A 16294-nucleotide genomic window follows, 5' to 3' on the forward strand; every position below is an offset into this window, starting at 1 on the left:
TCGGAGCTCAGCCGAGACCGGGCTCGACGGCCCAGGTCGTGTCGGCGGTGTGCAGGGCAGGGTCGTCGAACGGGTTGGTGCCGCCCGGTGACGCGATGTGGACCGCTGACGCGTAGTGGCGCAGCGATCGGTCCGGGGCGTTGTGCGCACGCAGTCGCACGGTGCCGAAGACGGCGGACTCCGCGCAGAACGTGGCGTCGGCGCGGAACAGGGCGGAGCCGTCGTCCGGGGAGATCCGCACCCGGAAGTCGCTGTGCCGCAGGCGACTTCCGGGAAAGCCGAGCGGCTCGAACGAGAAGCAGGCCGCGTTGGCGAGTCCTGGGCGGACCACCAGCGTGGCGTCGCGCCGGTCGAGCGGCGTGCTGCCCGCAGCGATGACCGAGGTGACGGCGAGCCCGCCCTGGTGCCGCAGCCGCCTGTCGGTAGCGCTCACCGCGCGCAGGGACACGGTCGTGCCGGTCGTGAGCGGTGGAGCGAGGTCGCTGGGAACCAGGCGCTGAGCGGCGGAGCCGTTGCAGTCCCACAGGCGAAGTCGCGTGCCGTTCGCGGTGGCGCCGTCGGGGGAGTCGAGGCAGCGTCCTGACAACGGGTTGACGAGGGCGCCGTCCTGGCGGTGCAGCCACTGCTGGGGCGGAAGTCCGTTGCAGTCCCAGATCTGCAGCGGGGTGCCGGCCGCCGTCGCGCCGCCGGGGACGTCGAGGCAGCGGCCGTTGACCGCCAGCGACCCGTCCGGTCGCCACGTCCAGCGCTGCACCGGGGCGCCGTTGCAGGTCCACAACTGGACCGCGTCGCCGTTGCGGCTCCCTCCGGCGGCGGCGTCCACGCAGGTGCCGCCCACCGCGCGCAGCGATCCGGTCTGGTCGGCGGCAGGGGGCAGCGAGGCGGCTCCGGCGTACGCGCGGCACACGCCGTCAGAGCCGACGTCCGTGGTCACCTGTGCCACGCGGTCCTCGTCCAGCGGCACGAGCGTCGGGCTGTAGTTGGGGCACACCCCGGCTCGTGCGCCCGGCACGCCGACCGGGACCGGTTGCGCGGTCCACGAGTCCAGCGCCGGATTCGCCGCGAACAGGGAAAGACCGTTGGACGCCGCCGTGGAGCCGTCGGCGTTGAGCACGCGTTGCCCGATCAGCAGCACGCGACCGGACGACGTGACCGCCAACGTCGGCGTGGCCACCAGGTAGCGGCCGTCCCGCGTGCGGGCGAGCGGGCCGAGGTCCGCCGGGTCGCCCCAGTTCCAGCCGTCCGGCGAGACGCGCTGGCGCACCGCGCAGTCGAACTGCCCGCCGAAGCCGCACACCTCGTAGGCCATGAGGTACGAACCTCCCGGCAACCGCCGGACGGAGGCCATCCCCGGCCGGTGGCCAGAGGCGGTGCCGGCCACCGTGATCGTTCGCTGGGTCCACTGCAGACCGTCGGTGCTGACCACCCTGGCGAGGACCTGGCTGCGACCGGGCTGCCCCTCGTCGGCGAAGTGCAGCACGAGCCTGCCCGAGGCGTCCACGGAGAACTCGGGTTCCCACAACCCTCCGGTGCCGGTCGCGCGCACCGCCGTGGCCAGCGGTGCCCACGTGCGCCCGATGTCGTTGCTGCGCCACACGCGCAACGACATTCGCCGGTCGGGCGCGTCCTGACCGGCGCTGCCCGCCCACAGCAGGGTTCCGGGCGCCAATGAGCCGATCTGGCGCGGCAGTTCGAACAACGTGGTGCAGCACAGGCCGGCTCGTGCCTCCTGGTCGGCGACGGTCCCGACCCGGCGATAGCTCACGCCGCCGTCCGTGCTCTCGCTGATCGCGCCCACCGGTCCGCCGGAGGGGAAGCCCGTGGTGGTCAGGAGCACGCGTCCGTTGGCGGCGCCGCTGTGCGCGAGCCGGATCGCGCGCGGGTACATCGCGGCGTCCTGACTCACCGGCCTGCCGCCCGCCGCCCAGGCCGGAGTGGAGAACGTCGAAGCGATGATGACCAGTACGAGGAAGAGCGCTGAACGTCGGCGTTTCACCGTTGAACCTCCCGAGTTCGCCCGACCGGAGAATCTCGGCGTTCGTCTTGACATGTCAACGAGTTCGGGCACTGAACCAGCGAAACCTCCCCGTTTTCGTTTCCAGAGTGGGAAAGAACAACGAAAGTTACGGCCTTTCGAGTGCTTTCCTTGCCATCGAAGGCGATGCACACGAGGGTGGGGAATCTGGGAGCGCTCCCAGAAATGGACTTCCCCGACGACGCGGAAGGAAGACAGATGCGGACGTGGACCCTGCTGGCCACCCTCGCCCTGACCCTCACCGGCCTGACACCCGCTCCACCGGCCTCGGCCGCGGTGGAGATCTGCGAGCAGTACGGCTCGACCAGGCTCGACGGCGGGCAGATCATCGCGCAGAACAACCGTTGGGGCGCATCGACGCCCCAGTGCATCAACGCCGACGGCACCGGGTTCCGGATCACGAGGTCGGACCACAACAACGCCACCAACGGCGTTCCCGCCGGCTACCCGTCCGTCTACAAAGGATGCCACTACGGAGCCTGCACGACCGGGAGCGGACTTCCGTTGCGGGTCAGCGACTTCCGCGACCCGCGCGCCACCTACGACATCAGCACGCCGAACTCCGGTGAGTGGAACGCCTCGTTCGACATCTGGTTCGACGCCAACGCCAACCCCTCCGGCCAGAACTACGGCGCCGAACTGATGATCTGGGCCAACCACCGCGGCCGTCCGCAACCCATCGGCACCAAGCGCGCGACGGTGAACCTGGAGGGCGGCACCTGGGACGTGTGGATCGGCAACATCGGCTGGAACGTCATCTCCTACGTCCGGCAGCAGCCCACGAACCTCATGGCGAACTTCAGCGTCAAGGCCTTCACCCAGGACGCGGTGAACCGAGGTCAGATCAACACCTCCTGGTACATGACCAGCGTCCAGGCGGGATTCGAACCCTGGATCGGCGGCGCGGGCCTCGCGGTCAACCGGTTCGGCTTCACGACCAACGGCGGTGGCGGCGGTGGCGGGCAGAAGGTCGTCGGCGCGGGCAGCAACCGGTGCGTCGACCTCGACGCCTGGGGCACCGGCGACGGCACCGCCACGCTCCTGTGGGACTGCCACGGCGGCACCAACCAGCGCTGGGAGTGGCGCGGCGAGTCGCTGGTCAACCCGGTGAGCGGCAAGTGCCTGGACGTGCGGGGCAGTGGCACGGCGAACGGCACCGAGGTCTGGCTCTGGTCGTGCCTGGGCAACGGCGCGCAGCGCTGGGTCCACGAACCCAACGGGAACCTGCGCAACCCGCAGTCGGGGAGGTGCCTCGACGCGGTCGAACGCGGCACCGCCAACGGCACGCGGTTGCAGCTGTGGGACTGCGGTGGCGGCGTGCAACCCCAGCAGCAGTGGCGATTCGAGGCGTGAGGGCGAACACGCCGGAGTGAGGGCGAACACGCTGGAGTGCGGCCGCCCGTTCGCGATCCCGATCCAAAGGTTAGGGTCTCCTTACTTTGGATCGGGAGGGTGTCATCAGCAGCGTGGGGAACGAGGCGCGCGTCCGCCGGCGGGTGTTGCGGCGGCAGAGGGGCCGGGTGGTGGCCGCGTCGCTGCTGCTCATGGGGCACCAGACCTGTGAGGCGCTGGTCCCGGTCGCTCTGGGCCTGGCGATCGACGAAGCGGTGGCCGGCGGTGAGCTCACCGCCCTGGTGCTGTGCGTCGGGGGACTGGTGGTGCTGTTCGCCGCGCTGAACACGTGCTACCGCTGGTTCGCGCGGTCGGCTCAGCTGGCCGTGGTCGAGGAGGCCCACGCGCTGCGCGTCGAGCTCGGGGCCCGGTTGCTGCGCGTCGGCGGTACGGCTGCCGCGCGGCACCGGGGCGAGTTGCTGACGATCGCGTCGTCGGACGCCGACCAGGTCTCGCGGGCGGTGGTGTGGATCGCCGGTCTCGCCGGGTCGGTCGCGGCGCTGGGCGTCAGTTGCGTGGTGCTGGTCGGCATCGACGTGCGGCTCGGGTTGCTGTTGATCGTGACCGCGGTGGTGACGACCTTCGGGCTGAACCTGCTCTCGCCGTTGCTGGCCCGGCGGGTGGCCGGGCAGCAGGAGGCGCTGGCGGCCGCGTCCGCGCTGGCGACCGACCTGGTGACGGGGCTGCGGGTGGTGCACGGCCTGCGGGCGGAGGAGACCGCCGTGCGGCGGTACCGCGCGGTGAGCCGGGCCGCCGAGGCCGCGGGGATCCGGTCGGGCACGGCGTCGTCGCTGCAGCTGGGCGTGACGGTGCTGGCGGGCACGGTGGTGCTGGTCGTGGCCGTGCTCTCGGCCGGTCTGCTCGCGGTGGACGGGGTGATCGGGATCGGCGCGTTCGTCGCCGCGATCGGTGCGGCCCAGTTCATCGCCGAACCGCTGTCCGGGGTGGGGATGTACCTGCGGTTCGGGGCCGCGGCGCTGGCGAGTTCCGGTCGTGTCGGGGACGTCCTGGACGACGAGGTGGAACCCGCCGGAGCGGGACGTGCCGAGGGGCCGTCCGTCACGGTCCGGCTGCCGGCCGACGGGTGCACCGGCGTGGTCGCGGACCCTGCGGTGATCGACGACCTGCTCGAAGTGCTGCGGGGGCGGGAACCGGGGCGGGTGCGGGTGGAGTGGCAGGGCGAGGCGCCTTCGCGGGTGCACGTCGAGCCGGTCAGGGCGCACCTGTTCGCGGGGACGTTCGAGGACAACATCACGCTGGGACGGCCGGCGGACTCGCTGGAGCAGCTGCGGCCGGCCCTGGTCGCGGCGGGTGCCGACGAGGTCGTGGACGCGCGGCCGGGTGGCCTGCTGGAGCCGCTGCGGGATCGCGGGCTGAGCCTGTCGGGTGGGCAGCGGCAGCGGATCGTGCTCGCCCGCGCGTTGCACACCGACCCGCCCGCGCTGGTGCTGACCGAGCCGACGACCGCTCTGGACCCGGTGACGGAGCAGGCCGTCGCGGACGGGGTGCGCGCACATCGGCACGGTCCCGGAACTGAGCGCAGGGCGACCGTCGTGGTCACGACGAGCCCGATCCTGCTCGACCGCACCGATCAGGTCGTCTTCGCGCGTTCCACCGGCGAAGTGGTGACCGGCACCCATCACGGGCTTCTCGACAGCGAGGCCGACTACCGCAGGAGGGTGCTCGGATGAGCCGCCGTCTTCCCCTGGCCACGGCCGGCGAGGTTCGCCGCGCCGCCGGTGCGTACGTGCGGGACCAGCGCGGCCTGGCCGCCGCGACGATGGTGCTGGCGGTCGCGGCGGCACTGGCGGGACTCGTCGCTCCGTGGGTCGTCGGCCGGATGGTCGACGAGGTGATCGGCGGCGCCCAGGCGGCGAGCGTCGTCGGCCTCACCGCTCTGGTCGGCGCCGCCGGTCTGGGCGCGGCCGTGCTGACGGCGGTCAGCGGTGCGCTCGTCGCGCGGATCGGCCAACGGGTGCTGGCGCGGATGCGGGAGGACACCGTCGCCGCCGCGCTGCGCATGCCCGCCGCCGAGGTCGAGGAGACCGGGCGCGGAGATCTGCTCAGCAGGGTCGGTGACGACGTCGCCGTGATCAGCGAGGTCGTCGCCACGCTGCTCGCGCAGTGGGTCGGGGCGGTCCTGACCGTCGGGCTGACGATGGTGGGCCTGTTCGCACTGGACCCCTGGCTCGCCGCCGCCGGTCTGGTCGCGATCCCGGTCTACGGGTTCGCGTTGCGCTGGTACCTGCCGCGCGCGGCGGTCCGCTACGCCGAGGAACGCGCGGCGTTCGGCGATCGCGCGGAAACGCTCGTGTCCGCGCTCGAAGGACTTCCCACGCTGCGTGCCTACGGCGCGGAGGAGCGCCACGTCGGTCTGATCGGCGAGTCGTCAGGGCGGGCGCGGGACGTCTCGCGCTCGATCCTGTGGTTCGCCACCGCCTGGGGCAAGTGGATCAACATCGCCGAGCTGTGCGGTCTCGTCGCCATCGTGATCACCGGCTTCGTCCTCGTGCGCACGGGATCGGCGTCGGTGGGGGCGGTGACGGCGGCCGCGCTGTACTTCCACCGGCTGTTCAACCCGTTGGGGCTGCTGGTGTTCAGCTTCGACCAGGTCCAGTCCGCGATGGCGAGCCTGCAACGCATCGTCGGCGTGATCGGTACCGCCGAGCCCGTCGCGGCGGTCCCGGCACCGGCCCGCACCGGGGACCTGCGCGCCGAGTCGGTGACGCACCGCTACCCCGGCACGGCCGAACCGGTCCTGCACGACGTGTCCCTGCGGCTGCGGCAGGGCGAGACTGTCGCGCTCGTGGGCGCCAGCGGTGCCGGGAAGTCCACGCTGGCCGTCCTGCTGGCCGGACTCGCCTCACCGACCGAGGGCCGCGTGAGCTGGGCCGGGACGATCCCGGACCGGGCGGCACCGCTGGTGCTCGTGCCCCAGGAGACGCACGTGTTCGCGGGCCCGCTGGCCGAGGACCTGCGCCTGGCCGCCCCGGACGCCACCGACGCCGACGCCGAACGCGCGCTGCGGGCCGTCGGCGCGGACTGGGTCGACGAGCTACCTGACGGCGTCCGGACCGTGGTCGGTGAGCTGGGCCGCGAACTGGACCCCGCGCAGACCGCACAGGTCGCGCTGGCACGCGCGCTGCTCGCCGACCCGGCCGTCGTGCTGTTGGACGAGGCCACGGCCGAGGCCGACAGCCGCGACGCGACCCGCCTGGAGGACGGGGCGGCCGCTGTCCTGAATGGACGGACCGGACTCGTGGTGGCGCACCGGTTGCGGCAGGCCGCTACGGCTGATCGCGTCCTGGTGCTGGAGCACGGCCGGATCGTCGAGTCGGGCACCCACGACGAGTTGATCGCCACCGAGGGGCACTACGCCCGGCTGTGGGCCGCCTGGCAGTCGGCACGACCGGAGGTGCGCTGACCGGCTGAGCGGTCGTGGGTGGTTTCCGTGGCACGCCAACGGAAACCACCCGCGGTCTCAACTCACGGGATGGTTTCCGTTGGTACAGCATCGGAAACCACCCGCGACCTCACCTCACGGGCAGGTCAGCACCGGCGCCTGAGACGTGCCACCACCGGACAGCGCGGACAGCTTGACCCCGGTCAGCCCGAGGACCGCCTGGGCCGTCGCGCGCGGCGCGGTCGACTGGTCGAAACCGGTCGCGTCGTAAGCGATGGCACCACGATCCGCGACCGCACCGGCACACCCGACCTGCAGCGAGCGCAGGAACTGCCGGGCCTTCACCGCGGCGGCCGGGCGGTGACCGGCGAGCGCCTCGGCGGCCAGGCCGGTGCTGTTGGCGTTGGAGGCGTTGGTGCCCACGGAGAAACCGCCGTCGGTGTTCTGCTTCGACACCAGCCAGGTCGTGCCCTCGGCGGCGTTGACGTTGTCACCGACGGCGCGCAGCGCCTGCACGACCACGGCGGTCGAGTCGACGTCGCTCGCGCACGGCGTCTGGCCGAAGTTCAGCGGGAACCCGCCGTCGGGGCACTGGGTGCCCGCCAGGAACGCCTTCGCGGACGCCGGGGCGCCGCTGGAGGTGCGGTCCAGCGCCAGCAGGGCGAGGGACTGGCTGAAGGCGTTGGAGTAGTCACCGAAGTCGGAGCGGTCGGAGAACCTCCCGGACGGCGTGAGCAGCGAGAGCAGGCCCGCCTTGAGGTCGACACCGCCGAACGACGCCGGGTTCTTGCCGCGGACCTGTGCGGCGAGCATCAGCTTGGCGTGCGCGCCCGCGTACGCCTCGGTGCCGCTGCCGACGTAACCCGTGGTGATCTCCGGCTTCGCCAGCCAGGTGATCGCCTTGTTCGCGTTCGCGTCCGACGCCTTCGCGGCGGCGAACGCGAAGATCGCGTCGATCGTCAGGCCCTGGTCCGGGTACTTCGTGCCGCCGAAGTCGGCCTCGAACCGTTCGCCGTCGGCCATCTGGCGGGCGAGCCAGCCCGCGGCGGCGTCGGCCTTGTTCTGGGTGGCGGCCGCCGCCGGAGCGGTGACCAGGCCGATGCCGCACAGCAGGGCGGCAGCGAGCACCAAACGTCTCATGAGAAACCTTTCCCGCACTTCCTCGACAGGATCTGGCTGCACCGCGTGGGGCGGGTGACCGGGCTCGCCTCGAAGGCACACCGTTGCGGGACAGCGCCGGACTTTCACCGGACTTCCCCCGCTCCACGCTGAATGGAGTTGGACGGAGCACAGGCTCTCATCCCGGGCCCTTTGTTGGCACCGTTATCCGCGGACGGCGATGTGACCCTGCTAACCGACCTGGTCAGCGGTGCCGCGCCCAAGTGATCGGGTGTTAACCTCGGCCGCCATCACAACTGAACACCGCCACCTGTGACGGGGAAGCCGGTCGAACTCCGGCGCTGTCGCGCAACCGTGGGCCACTGGACAAGTGGCGAGTCGGGATACCGCACGGGTGGATGAACGGTCCAACCCGCTGTCGCGAGAGCAGGGGTGACATCGGCGTCCTGCGCCTGTCCTCCCACGCGTGAGCAAAGGAGGAGAGCATGCGCCGCCGCAGGACAATGGCCGGTTTGGCGTTCGCGGTCAGCATCGGCCTCGTCGCCGCCATGATCGCCGGCACCGCCTCTGCCGCGAGCGACCGCGAAGCCGCCCATCAGAACTCGCTATGGCTCGCCAAGCAACTGCGCGCGGACGGCACCTTCGAGAACCCCAACGGCGGCACGCTCCCGGACCACGGGCTCATGCTCGACGTGCTCTTCGCCGCGTACGCCTCCGGCGATGGCGCTGTGGCCGAGCCGATCGTCGACTACCTCGACGACCAGGGCCACGCCACGGACTACTTCACGTGGGACGGGCTCATTCCCGACAGCGGGTTCGAGGCCGTCATCACCGGCGGCGCGGCGGCGAAGACGTTGGTGGCGGCCCAGATCTCCGGCCGTGACCCCCGGAACTTCGACGGCCACGACATGATCGCCGAGACCAAGGCCGCGATCAGGCGCTCCGGCCCGGACATCGGCCGCGTCAGCGACTACTCGAAGAACCCGGAGTACGCGGACTTCGTCACCAACAACGCGAACGTGTTCGGACAGGCGATCGGCGTGATCGGTCTGGCCGCCGCGGGGGAGAACGACCAGCTCGCCATCGACAAGCTGGTGACGCAGCAGTGTTCCGAGGGTTACTTCAGGATCTTCTTCGCCCTCGTGAAGACCGACGAGACCGGCGACCACGTCACACCGGACGGGTACAAGATCTCCTCGTGCGACGAGGGCAAGGCGACCGGAGTGTCCCCTTCGGACGGTGACACGACCGGTCTCGGGCTGTCGGCCATGCTGGCCGCGAAACGGGCCGGCGCGCAGGGCCTCGACGCCCCGATCGCCCGAGCGGTCTCCTGGCTCGCGGGCAACCAGAGCGCGAGCGGCGGCTGGGGTGGCGGGGTCGGCACCGAGGCGCCGAACACCAACAGCACCGGGCTCGTCGTGCAGGCGCTCGCGGACGCCGGTGGTTCCGAGGCGCTGGTCGACCGCGGCGTGGCGTTCCTGAAGTCCGCGCAGGCGACCGCCGCGGCGGACTCGGGCAACTCGCTCAGCAACGACATCGGTGCCATCGCCTACAACCCGGAGTCCTACGTCGCGGCGCGCGGCACCGGCATCGCCGGGGTCGACACCTGGATCCGAGCGGGTGCCCAGGCTTCCCTGGGGTTGTCGCAGGTGGGGTTCTACGCGCTGGCCACGGGCGGCGGTCCTGAGCCGACCAGCAGCTCAACGACGACCACGACCACCTCCAAGACGACCACCACCACGACGCCGGCCACCAGGACCGAGACGACGACCGCCGCGCCGAACACGACCGTCCCGGCACCCAAGCCCAAGGCCACCACACCGAAAGCCACCGCACCCAAGGCCGTCACCCGCCAGGTCCCGCCGCCGACCAAGACCCAGGAGCGCCCGGACACGGCCACTCCCGCGTCCAAGCTGGGCGCCTACCTGGCGGACAGGCTGGTCGGCGGCGACCACGTCGAGGTCACCGAGAACGACCAGAGGTACGTCGACCACGACGCCACCGCGGACCTGGTCCTGGCCCTGCGGGCGTTGGGCGAACAGCCGGACGCGGTCGACCGGGCCACGAAGTTCCTGCTGACACCGGACGCGGTCGAGGCCTACGCCCACGGCGCACCGTACGAACAGGGCGAGGCGGCGTACGCCGAGCCGCTCGCGAAGCTCGTGGTCATCGCCGAGTTCGCGCAGGCGACCGACCACGTCAGCCGGTTCCGCGCGGACCTGCTGAAGCTGCGCGGCGACGACGGCACGTTCACCGACAAGGGCGCCTACGCTGATGCGAACGCCACGGTGAAGCGGCACTCCTGGGCGATGCTCGCCACCGCACCGGATCCCGGCAGGTCGGTCGAGGCGTTGCTCCAACGCCAATGCGCGGACGGCACCTTCCCCGAGCACCTCGATGCCGACAGGTGCGAGTCGGGCGACGTCGGTGCGACGGCGGCAGCCGTCACCGCGCTCGCTGCCCGCACGCACACCGACGACGTCCCGCCGAGCGGGAAACCGGACGGCTGGTCCGACGAACGCACGTCCGCGTTCGTCCGGGCGGTGACCGCGCTCGGCACCAGGTCGACGAGCAGGGGCCTGGTCGAGGGGGAGGCCGGGCAGCCCGACGTGGCGCTGAGCGCCGCGGTCGCCGCCACCCGGCAGTTCGCCGGACTGGACGCGAGCGAGACCGCGCGGTCGTTGGGAGAGCTGGTTCTCGCGGACGGCGGCCTGACGAAGGGCGCGGTCGCCGCGAGCGACGGCAGGACCGACTTCCCGACGAGCCTCGCCGCCGCGCAGGGGGTGGCGGGCAGGTCCTGGCTGACCGCGGCGGGTTCGCCGCTGTCTCCGGCGGTGCGGTTGCCCCTCGCGGACGTGACGGCTGACGTGCGACCCCAAGCCGTTGACCGGTTCACGCAACCTCAGCTGCTCCTGTGGGGGCTGGGTGCCCTCGGCGGCCTGCTGCTGCTCGGAGCCCTGCTCGTTCTCGTACTCCGTCGTTTGATCAACACCAAGGGGGTCACACCGTGAGAAAGCTCCTCGCTGCCTCATCCGTCCTGGTCACGCTGACGGTCGGACTGGCCGCACCCGCTCAGGCGGCGGGTTATGACGGCATCTGCACCGGCTCGGACGCGCTGAGCGGGACGACGATCGTCATCGACTTCCAGGAGCTCGACGGCAACGGCGGCACCGCGGCGCCGACGATCACGCGGTGCTCGCCCAACGCCAACCCCGGCACCGACCGCACCGGCATCAAGGCGTTGCAGGACGCGGGAATCCCGTTGGCCGGCACCACCCGCTGGGGCCTGGGCTTCGTGTGCCGTCTGAACGGACGCCCGTCGGCCACCGAGAACATCCCGGTCACCGGCAACCCGACCTACAAGGAGGCGTGCTTCAACACGCCGCCCGCCTCCGCGTACTGGGGCTACTGGCACGCCAACGGCGCCGGCAGCACCTGGACCTACAGCAGCTACGGCGCGTTGAACCGCACCGTGGTCCCCGGTGGCTTCGAGGGCTGGTCGTTCTCCCTCAACAAGTCCGCCTCCACCAACCCGGTTCCCGGTGTCACGCCGACGAACCCCGCGGTCAACGCGAGCAACCCCGCGGTGTCCCTCTCGATCAACGACCTGGACCGCAAGATCACTCTCGGTCAGACCACGTCGCTGACCTGGACGTCGACGAACGCCACCGCGGTCTCCGCCAGTTCGGTCACGCCGTCGTCCGGTGGCGGCGGCTGGTCCGGTTCGCTGGCCGCGCCCGGCGGCACGCAGAACGTCACGCCCACCGCGGCGGGCACCTACACCTACATCATCTCCGCGACCGGGAACGGGGTGACGGTGTACTCGTCCGCCACCCTGACCGTCCAATGAGGAGGCTCGCCGCGTTCGCCGGTGCCGTGACCCTGCTCGTGGGCACGGCACCGGCCGCGTCGGCGATCGACCAGAGCAAGGGCCATCCCGGTTTCTGCAAGGACGGCAAGGGCGTCACCGTCGTCGTCGACTTCCAGCAGCTGGGCGGCGACGCCATCGTGCGCTGCAACCCGCAGGCCACCGAGGGCACCGGCCTGGACGCGTTGAAGGGCGCCGGGTTCCAGGTCACCGGCGTGCAGCGGTGGGGTGAGGCCTTCATCTGCCGCGTCGAGAACCAGCCCGCCGCTGCGGACAAGATCCCGATCACGGGCAGGGATAAGTACCAGGAGCTGTGCGTCGACACGCCTCCCGCCGCGGCTTACTGGTCCTACTGGCACGCCGGGAACAACTGCGCCTGGGACTACAGCCAGTGGGGCGTGAAGAACCGCCGGTTCATCCCCGGCGGCTTCGAGGGCTGGTCGTTCTCCCTCAACGCGACCGCCGACACGAACCCCGTGCCCCGCATCGCCGCCGTGCGACCGGGTACCGGGAGCACGGGCTGCAACGCGGTCGAGGAACCCAAGCCGGCCAGCGACGACCCCGACGAGGTGCAGCAGCCGGTTCAGGGCCGCCGGCAGGACACGAGCACGCCCGGAACCGAGCCGGGCGCGACCGAGACGCAGCAGGCCGGCGCACCCACCGAAGCGTTGCCGCCACCGAAGCCTCGTGCGAGCGCGACCGCGCGTCCGAAGGCGAACGACCCGTCGAGCAACATCGCGTTCAGCGGCGGCGAGAACGCCGAGGACGTGAACGAGGCCATCAAACGGACCTCCGGGGCGAGCGACATCGCGCCGTGGGCCGCGGGCGGCGCGGTGCTCGTGCTGGTGGCGGCGGGGTTCTTCGTCGCACGACGCCGGAAACAGGTCAACGAGTCGTGACGTCGTACTTCCTGCCGCGCGACCTGCACCCGGCGGCGTGGTGGGTGTGGGCGCTCGGCCTGTCCGTGGCCGCGACCCGCACCACGAACCCCTGGCTGCTGCTGACCATCATCGCGGTGGCCGGGTTCGTGGTGGTGTCACGGCGTTCGGAGGCGCCGTGGGCGCTCGCGTTCCGGCTCTACCTGATCCTCGGCGCGATGATCGTGCTCATCAGGGTCGGCTTCCGGTTCGTGTTCGGCGGAGCCGAGGGCTCCACGATCCTGCTGCGGCTGCCGGAGATCCCGCTGCCCGAGTGGGCGGCGGGGATCCGGCTGTTCGGTGACGTGTCCGCGGAGTCGTTGCTGGGCGGGCTCTACGACGGGCTGCGCCTCGCGACGATGGTGATCTGCCTCGGTGCCGCCAACGCGCTCGCGAACCCGAAGCGGCTGCTCAAGGCGATGCCGCCCGCGCTCTACGAGGTGGGAACGGCGGTGATCGTCGCGCTGTCGGTGTTCCCGCAACTCGCCGAGAGCGTGCTGCGGGTGCGTCGCGCGCGGAAGTTGCGTGGTGGCAGCGGAAAGCGCACGCAGGTGGTGCACTCGATCATGATCCCGATCCTCGAAGACGCGCTGTCCCGTTCGCTGCAACTGGCGGCGTCGATGGACTCCCGCGGTTACGGCCGGGCGGGGCTGGTCGAGGCCAGGCAACGACTCCTGACCGGCACGTTGATGATCATCGGTCTGATCGGCGCGTGCGTGGGCATCTACTCCACTTTGGACGGTTCGACGCCTCGCTTCCTGGCCGCGCCGGTGCTGTCCGCCGGCCTGCTCATCGGCCTCCTCGGGTTCCGGCTGGCGGGCAGACGGGTCCAGCGCACGCGGTACCGGCCGGACCGCTGGCACCTGCCGGAGCTCGTGGTGGCCGCCAGCGGGATCGGGGTCGCGGTCGTGCTCTTCTCGACCTCGCTGGTGGATCCGGCGAACCTGAACCCGTCGCTGATCCAGCTGTCCTGGCCGCTGCTGTCCTGGGAACCGCTGCTGGGCGTGCTGATCGGCGTCCTGCCCGCGTTCCTCACCCCGACCCCCGAACCGCCGTTCGCCGCGCTCGAAGAAGAAGTGGCCGCATCATGATCGAACTCGACCACGTCAGCTTCTGGTACGCGGATCAGCCCGACCCGGTGCTGCGGGACATCTCCCTGAGCATCGGGGAAGGTGAGCTCGTGCTGTTCGCCGGCCAGACCGGCGCGGGCAAGTCGACCCTGCTCGGCACGATCAACGGCCTCGTCCCGCACTTCACCGGCGGCCACCTCGAAGGCGTCGTCTCGGTGGCCGGCGTGTCCACCCGCTCACGCCCGCCGCGCGAGTTCGCGCACCTGGTCGGCGTGGTCGGGCAGGACCCGCTGGCGGGCTTCGTCACCGACACCGTCGAGGACGAGCTCGCCTACGGCATGGAACAACTCGGTCTCGCCCCGCAGGTCATGCGCCGCCGCGTCGAGGAGACCCTCGACCTCCTGGGCATCGCCGAACTGCGTCGCCGGGCGCTGCGCACGTTGTCCGGCGGCCAGCAACAACGCGTCGCCATCGGCTCCGTCCTGACCACCCACCCCAAGGTGCTGGTGCTGGACGAACCGACCTCGGCGCTCGACCCGACCGCGGCCGAGGACGTGCTGGCCACGCTGGCACGGCTGGTCGAGGACCTGGGCACCACCGTGCTGATGGCCGAGCACCGCATGGAACGCGTCATCCCGTTCGCCGACCGGCTGATCTACGTGTCCGGTAACGGGGGAGTGGTGGACGGAACGCCTCCGGAAGTGCTGCGCGACATGCCGATCGCGCCTCCGATCGTCCAGTTGGGACGGTTGGCGGGCTGGGACCCGTTGCCCATGTCGGTGCGGGAGGCACGTCGCCGGGCGTCGTCGCTGACGCTGGGCGAGCCACCGGTCCGGCGGACGAGCGCGGGGGAGACGCTGCTCTCGGCCCAAGGCGTGATCGTCCGGTACGGCCCGAAGGTCGCCGTGCGCGAGGTGGACGTCGAACTGCGGGCCGGCGAGGTGCTGGCCATGATGGGGCGCAACGGTTCCGGCAAGTCCTCGCTGTTGTGGGCGCTGCAGGGCTCCGGGCCACGTCAGGGCGGCGCGGTGCGCGTCGGCGACACCGACCCGAAGTCGTTGAGCAGCACCGAGGCCCGCAAGCTCGTCGGCATGGTCCCGCAGACCGCCAGTGATCTGCTCTACCTGCAGACCGTTGCCGCGGAGTGCGACGCCGCGGACCTGGAGTCCGGCGCCGAACCCGGCGTGTGCCGCGACCTGCTCGACCGGCTCGCGCCCGGCATCAACCCGGCCGCACACCCGCGCGACCTCTCGGAAGGCCAGCGACTCGCGCTCGTCCTCGCCGTCCAGCTCTCCGCCGCCCCGCGGATCATGCTGCTCGACGAACCGACCCGCGGCCTCGACTACACCGCGAAGGCCGCGCTGGCAGGCATGATCACCACCCTCACCGAGGCGGGCAGGGCCGTCGTCGTCGCCACCCACGACGTCGAGTTCGTCGCGACGATCGCCCACCGCGTGGTCGTCATGGCCGAGGGCGAAGTCGTCTCGGACGGCCCCACAGCCGAAGTCCTCGGCGGCTCACCCGCGTTCGCCACCCAGGTCGCCAAGATCCTCGGCGAACCCTGGCTCACCGTCGGCGACGTCCGCGCGGCGCTGCCCCAGGAGGTGCGATGACCACCTCGGCGGTCAAGATCGGCAAGCGTTCGGCGGTCGTGCTGACGCTCGCCTCGATCGCGAGCCTGATGATGTTCGTCTGGCCGCTGCTCGTACGGGTCGAACCCCAGTCGATGCAGCACGGCCCGGACGCGCCGTTCGTGTTCATCGGCATCCTGCCGATCCTGATCGTCATCGTGCTGGCCGAGCTGTCCGAGGGCGGGATGGACTCCAAGGCGCTTGCGATGCTCGGCGTGCTGTCGGCGGTGAACGCGGCCCTGCGGCCGTTGGGAGCGGGAACCGCGGGCATCGAGACCGTGTTCTTCCTGCTGATCCTGGCGGGCAGGGTCTTCGGTCCTGGCTTCGGTTACGTGCTCGGCTGCACGTCGTTGTTCGCCTCCGCCCTGCTCACCGCCGGCGTCGGGCCGTGGCTGCCGTTCCAGATGATGTGCTCGGCCTGGATCGGCATGGGCGCCGGGCTGCTGCCCAGGCGCGTCACCGGCAAGGCGGAGATCGCGATGCTGGTCGGCTACGGCATCGTGGTCGCGTACCTGTTCGGGTTCCTGATGAACCTGTGGTTCTGGCCGTTCATCACCGACGCCGAGGTGCCCTACCACGACGGCCACATCTCGTACGTGCCAGGAGACTCCGTGCTCGGCAACCTGCACCGGTTCGCCGTCTTCACCCTGCTGACGTCGACCGCCGGCTGGGACACCGGCAGAGCCATCACGAACGCGGTCGCGATCCTCGTGATCGGCCCGGCGGTGCTCGCCACGTTGCGCCGCGCGTCCCGCAAGGCCTCGTACGGCGCGATCCCGACCTTCGCCGACAGATGAACGGCCGCACGTTCACCCTGTGACGTGGCGTTCCCGGATATCGCCACGCCGGTGCGGAACGT

Annotated in this window: 11 protein-coding genes and 2 riboswitches; of the genes, 9 read left to right on the plus strand and 2 right to left on the minus strand. The window is 71.4% G+C overall.

Translation table 11 applies throughout. The features are described 5' to 3' along the window. Positions 1 to 7 precede the first annotated feature (7 nt). Entirely contained in the window at positions 8 to 1996 is a 1989-nt protein-coding gene (locus ACFWN2_RS03340) for an AbfB domain-containing protein (protein ID WP_382424643.1), read from the minus strand. 237 nt (positions 1997 to 2233) lie between these two features. Here ACFWN2_RS03340 and ACFWN2_RS03345 point away from each other — a divergent pair, with 237 nt between their 5' ends. The 3 genes from ACFWN2_RS03345 to ACFWN2_RS03355 all read left to right on the plus strand — a co-directional run bounded on the left by ACFWN2_RS03345 (position 2234) and on the right by ACFWN2_RS03355 (position 6851). Next, on the plus strand, positions 2234 to 3388 hold the full coding sequence (locus ACFWN2_RS03345) for a ricin-type beta-trefoil lectin domain protein (RefSeq protein WP_382424644.1): 1155 nt from the start codon (positions 2234 to 2236) through the stop codon (positions 3386 to 3388). Between the two features lie 113 nt (positions 3389 to 3501). Beyond that, positions 3502 to 5118, plus strand: coding sequence for an ABC transporter transmembrane domain-containing protein (locus ACFWN2_RS03350; protein ID WP_382424645.1), 1617 nt, complete (start codon positions 3502 to 3504; stop codon positions 5116 to 5118). Then, positions 5115 to 6851: an ABC transporter ATP-binding protein gene (locus tag ACFWN2_RS03355; RefSeq protein ID WP_382424646.1), complete on the plus strand. Its 1737-nt coding sequence runs from the start codon at positions 5115 to 5117 to the stop codon at positions 6849 to 6851. Before ACFWN2_RS03350 ends, ACFWN2_RS03355 begins: the two co-directional genes overlap by 4 nt. Before the next feature lie 114 nt (positions 6852 to 6965). Here the strand turns inward: ACFWN2_RS03355 and ACFWN2_RS03360 are convergent, their stop codons facing one another. Continuing rightward, entirely contained in the window at positions 6966 to 7970 is a 1005-nt protein-coding gene (locus tag ACFWN2_RS03360; RefSeq protein WP_382424647.1) for a prenyltransferase/squalene oxidase repeat-containing protein, read from the minus strand. Positions 7971 to 8001: 31 nt separating this feature from the next. Further along, positions 8002 to 8137: riboswitch (cobalamin riboswitch) on the minus strand. Positions 8138 to 8267: 130 nt separating this feature from the next. Beyond that, positions 8268 to 8337: riboswitch (cobalamin riboswitch) on the plus strand. A 97-nt stretch (positions 8338 to 8434) separates the two neighbouring features. Here ACFWN2_RS03360 and ACFWN2_RS03365 point away from each other — a divergent pair. Genes ACFWN2_RS03365 through ACFWN2_RS03390 form a run of 6 tightly spaced genes read left to right on the plus strand, consistent with a single transcriptional unit; the run spans position 8435 to position 16232 of the window. Then, the gene (locus ACFWN2_RS03365; RefSeq protein ID WP_382424648.1) at positions 8435 to 10960 is read left to right on the plus strand and encodes a hypothetical protein; all 2526 of its coding nucleotides are present in this window, start codon (positions 8435 to 8437) and stop codon (positions 10958 to 10960) included. Further along, positions 10957 to 11799, plus strand: coding sequence for an ABC transporter substrate-binding protein (locus tag ACFWN2_RS03370; protein ID WP_382424649.1), 843 nt, complete (start codon positions 10957 to 10959; stop codon positions 11797 to 11799). The genes ACFWN2_RS03365 and ACFWN2_RS03370 overlap by 4 nt, the downstream gene beginning before the upstream one ends. Next, positions 11796 to 12716, plus strand: a complete 921-nt coding sequence (locus ACFWN2_RS03375; RefSeq protein WP_382424650.1) for an ABC transporter substrate-binding protein — start codon at positions 11796 to 11798, stop codon at positions 12714 to 12716. Before ACFWN2_RS03370 ends, ACFWN2_RS03375 begins: the two co-directional genes overlap by 4 nt. Beyond that, positions 12713 to 13825 carry an energy-coupling factor transporter transmembrane component T gene (locus ACFWN2_RS03380; RefSeq protein WP_382424651.1) on the plus strand — a complete coding sequence of 371 codons (1113 nt, stop codon included), beginning with the start codon at positions 12713 to 12715 and terminating at the stop codon, positions 13823 to 13825. Before ACFWN2_RS03375 ends, ACFWN2_RS03380 begins: the two co-directional genes overlap by 4 nt. Next, entirely contained in the window at positions 13822 to 15417 is a 1596-nt protein-coding gene (locus ACFWN2_RS03385; protein WP_382424652.1) for an ABC transporter ATP-binding protein, read from the plus strand. Before ACFWN2_RS03380 ends, ACFWN2_RS03385 begins: the two co-directional genes overlap by 4 nt. After that, positions 15414 to 16232, plus strand: coding sequence for an ECF transporter S component (locus tag ACFWN2_RS03390; protein WP_382424653.1), 819 nt, complete (start codon positions 15414 to 15416; stop codon positions 16230 to 16232). The genes ACFWN2_RS03385 and ACFWN2_RS03390 overlap by 4 nt, the downstream gene beginning before the upstream one ends. Positions 16233 to 16294 lie beyond the last annotated feature (62 nt).

This window comes from Lentzea sp. NPDC058436 (assembly GCF_042721515.1).
Lineage (GTDB): Bacteria > Actinomycetota > Actinomycetes > Mycobacteriales > Pseudonocardiaceae > Lentzea.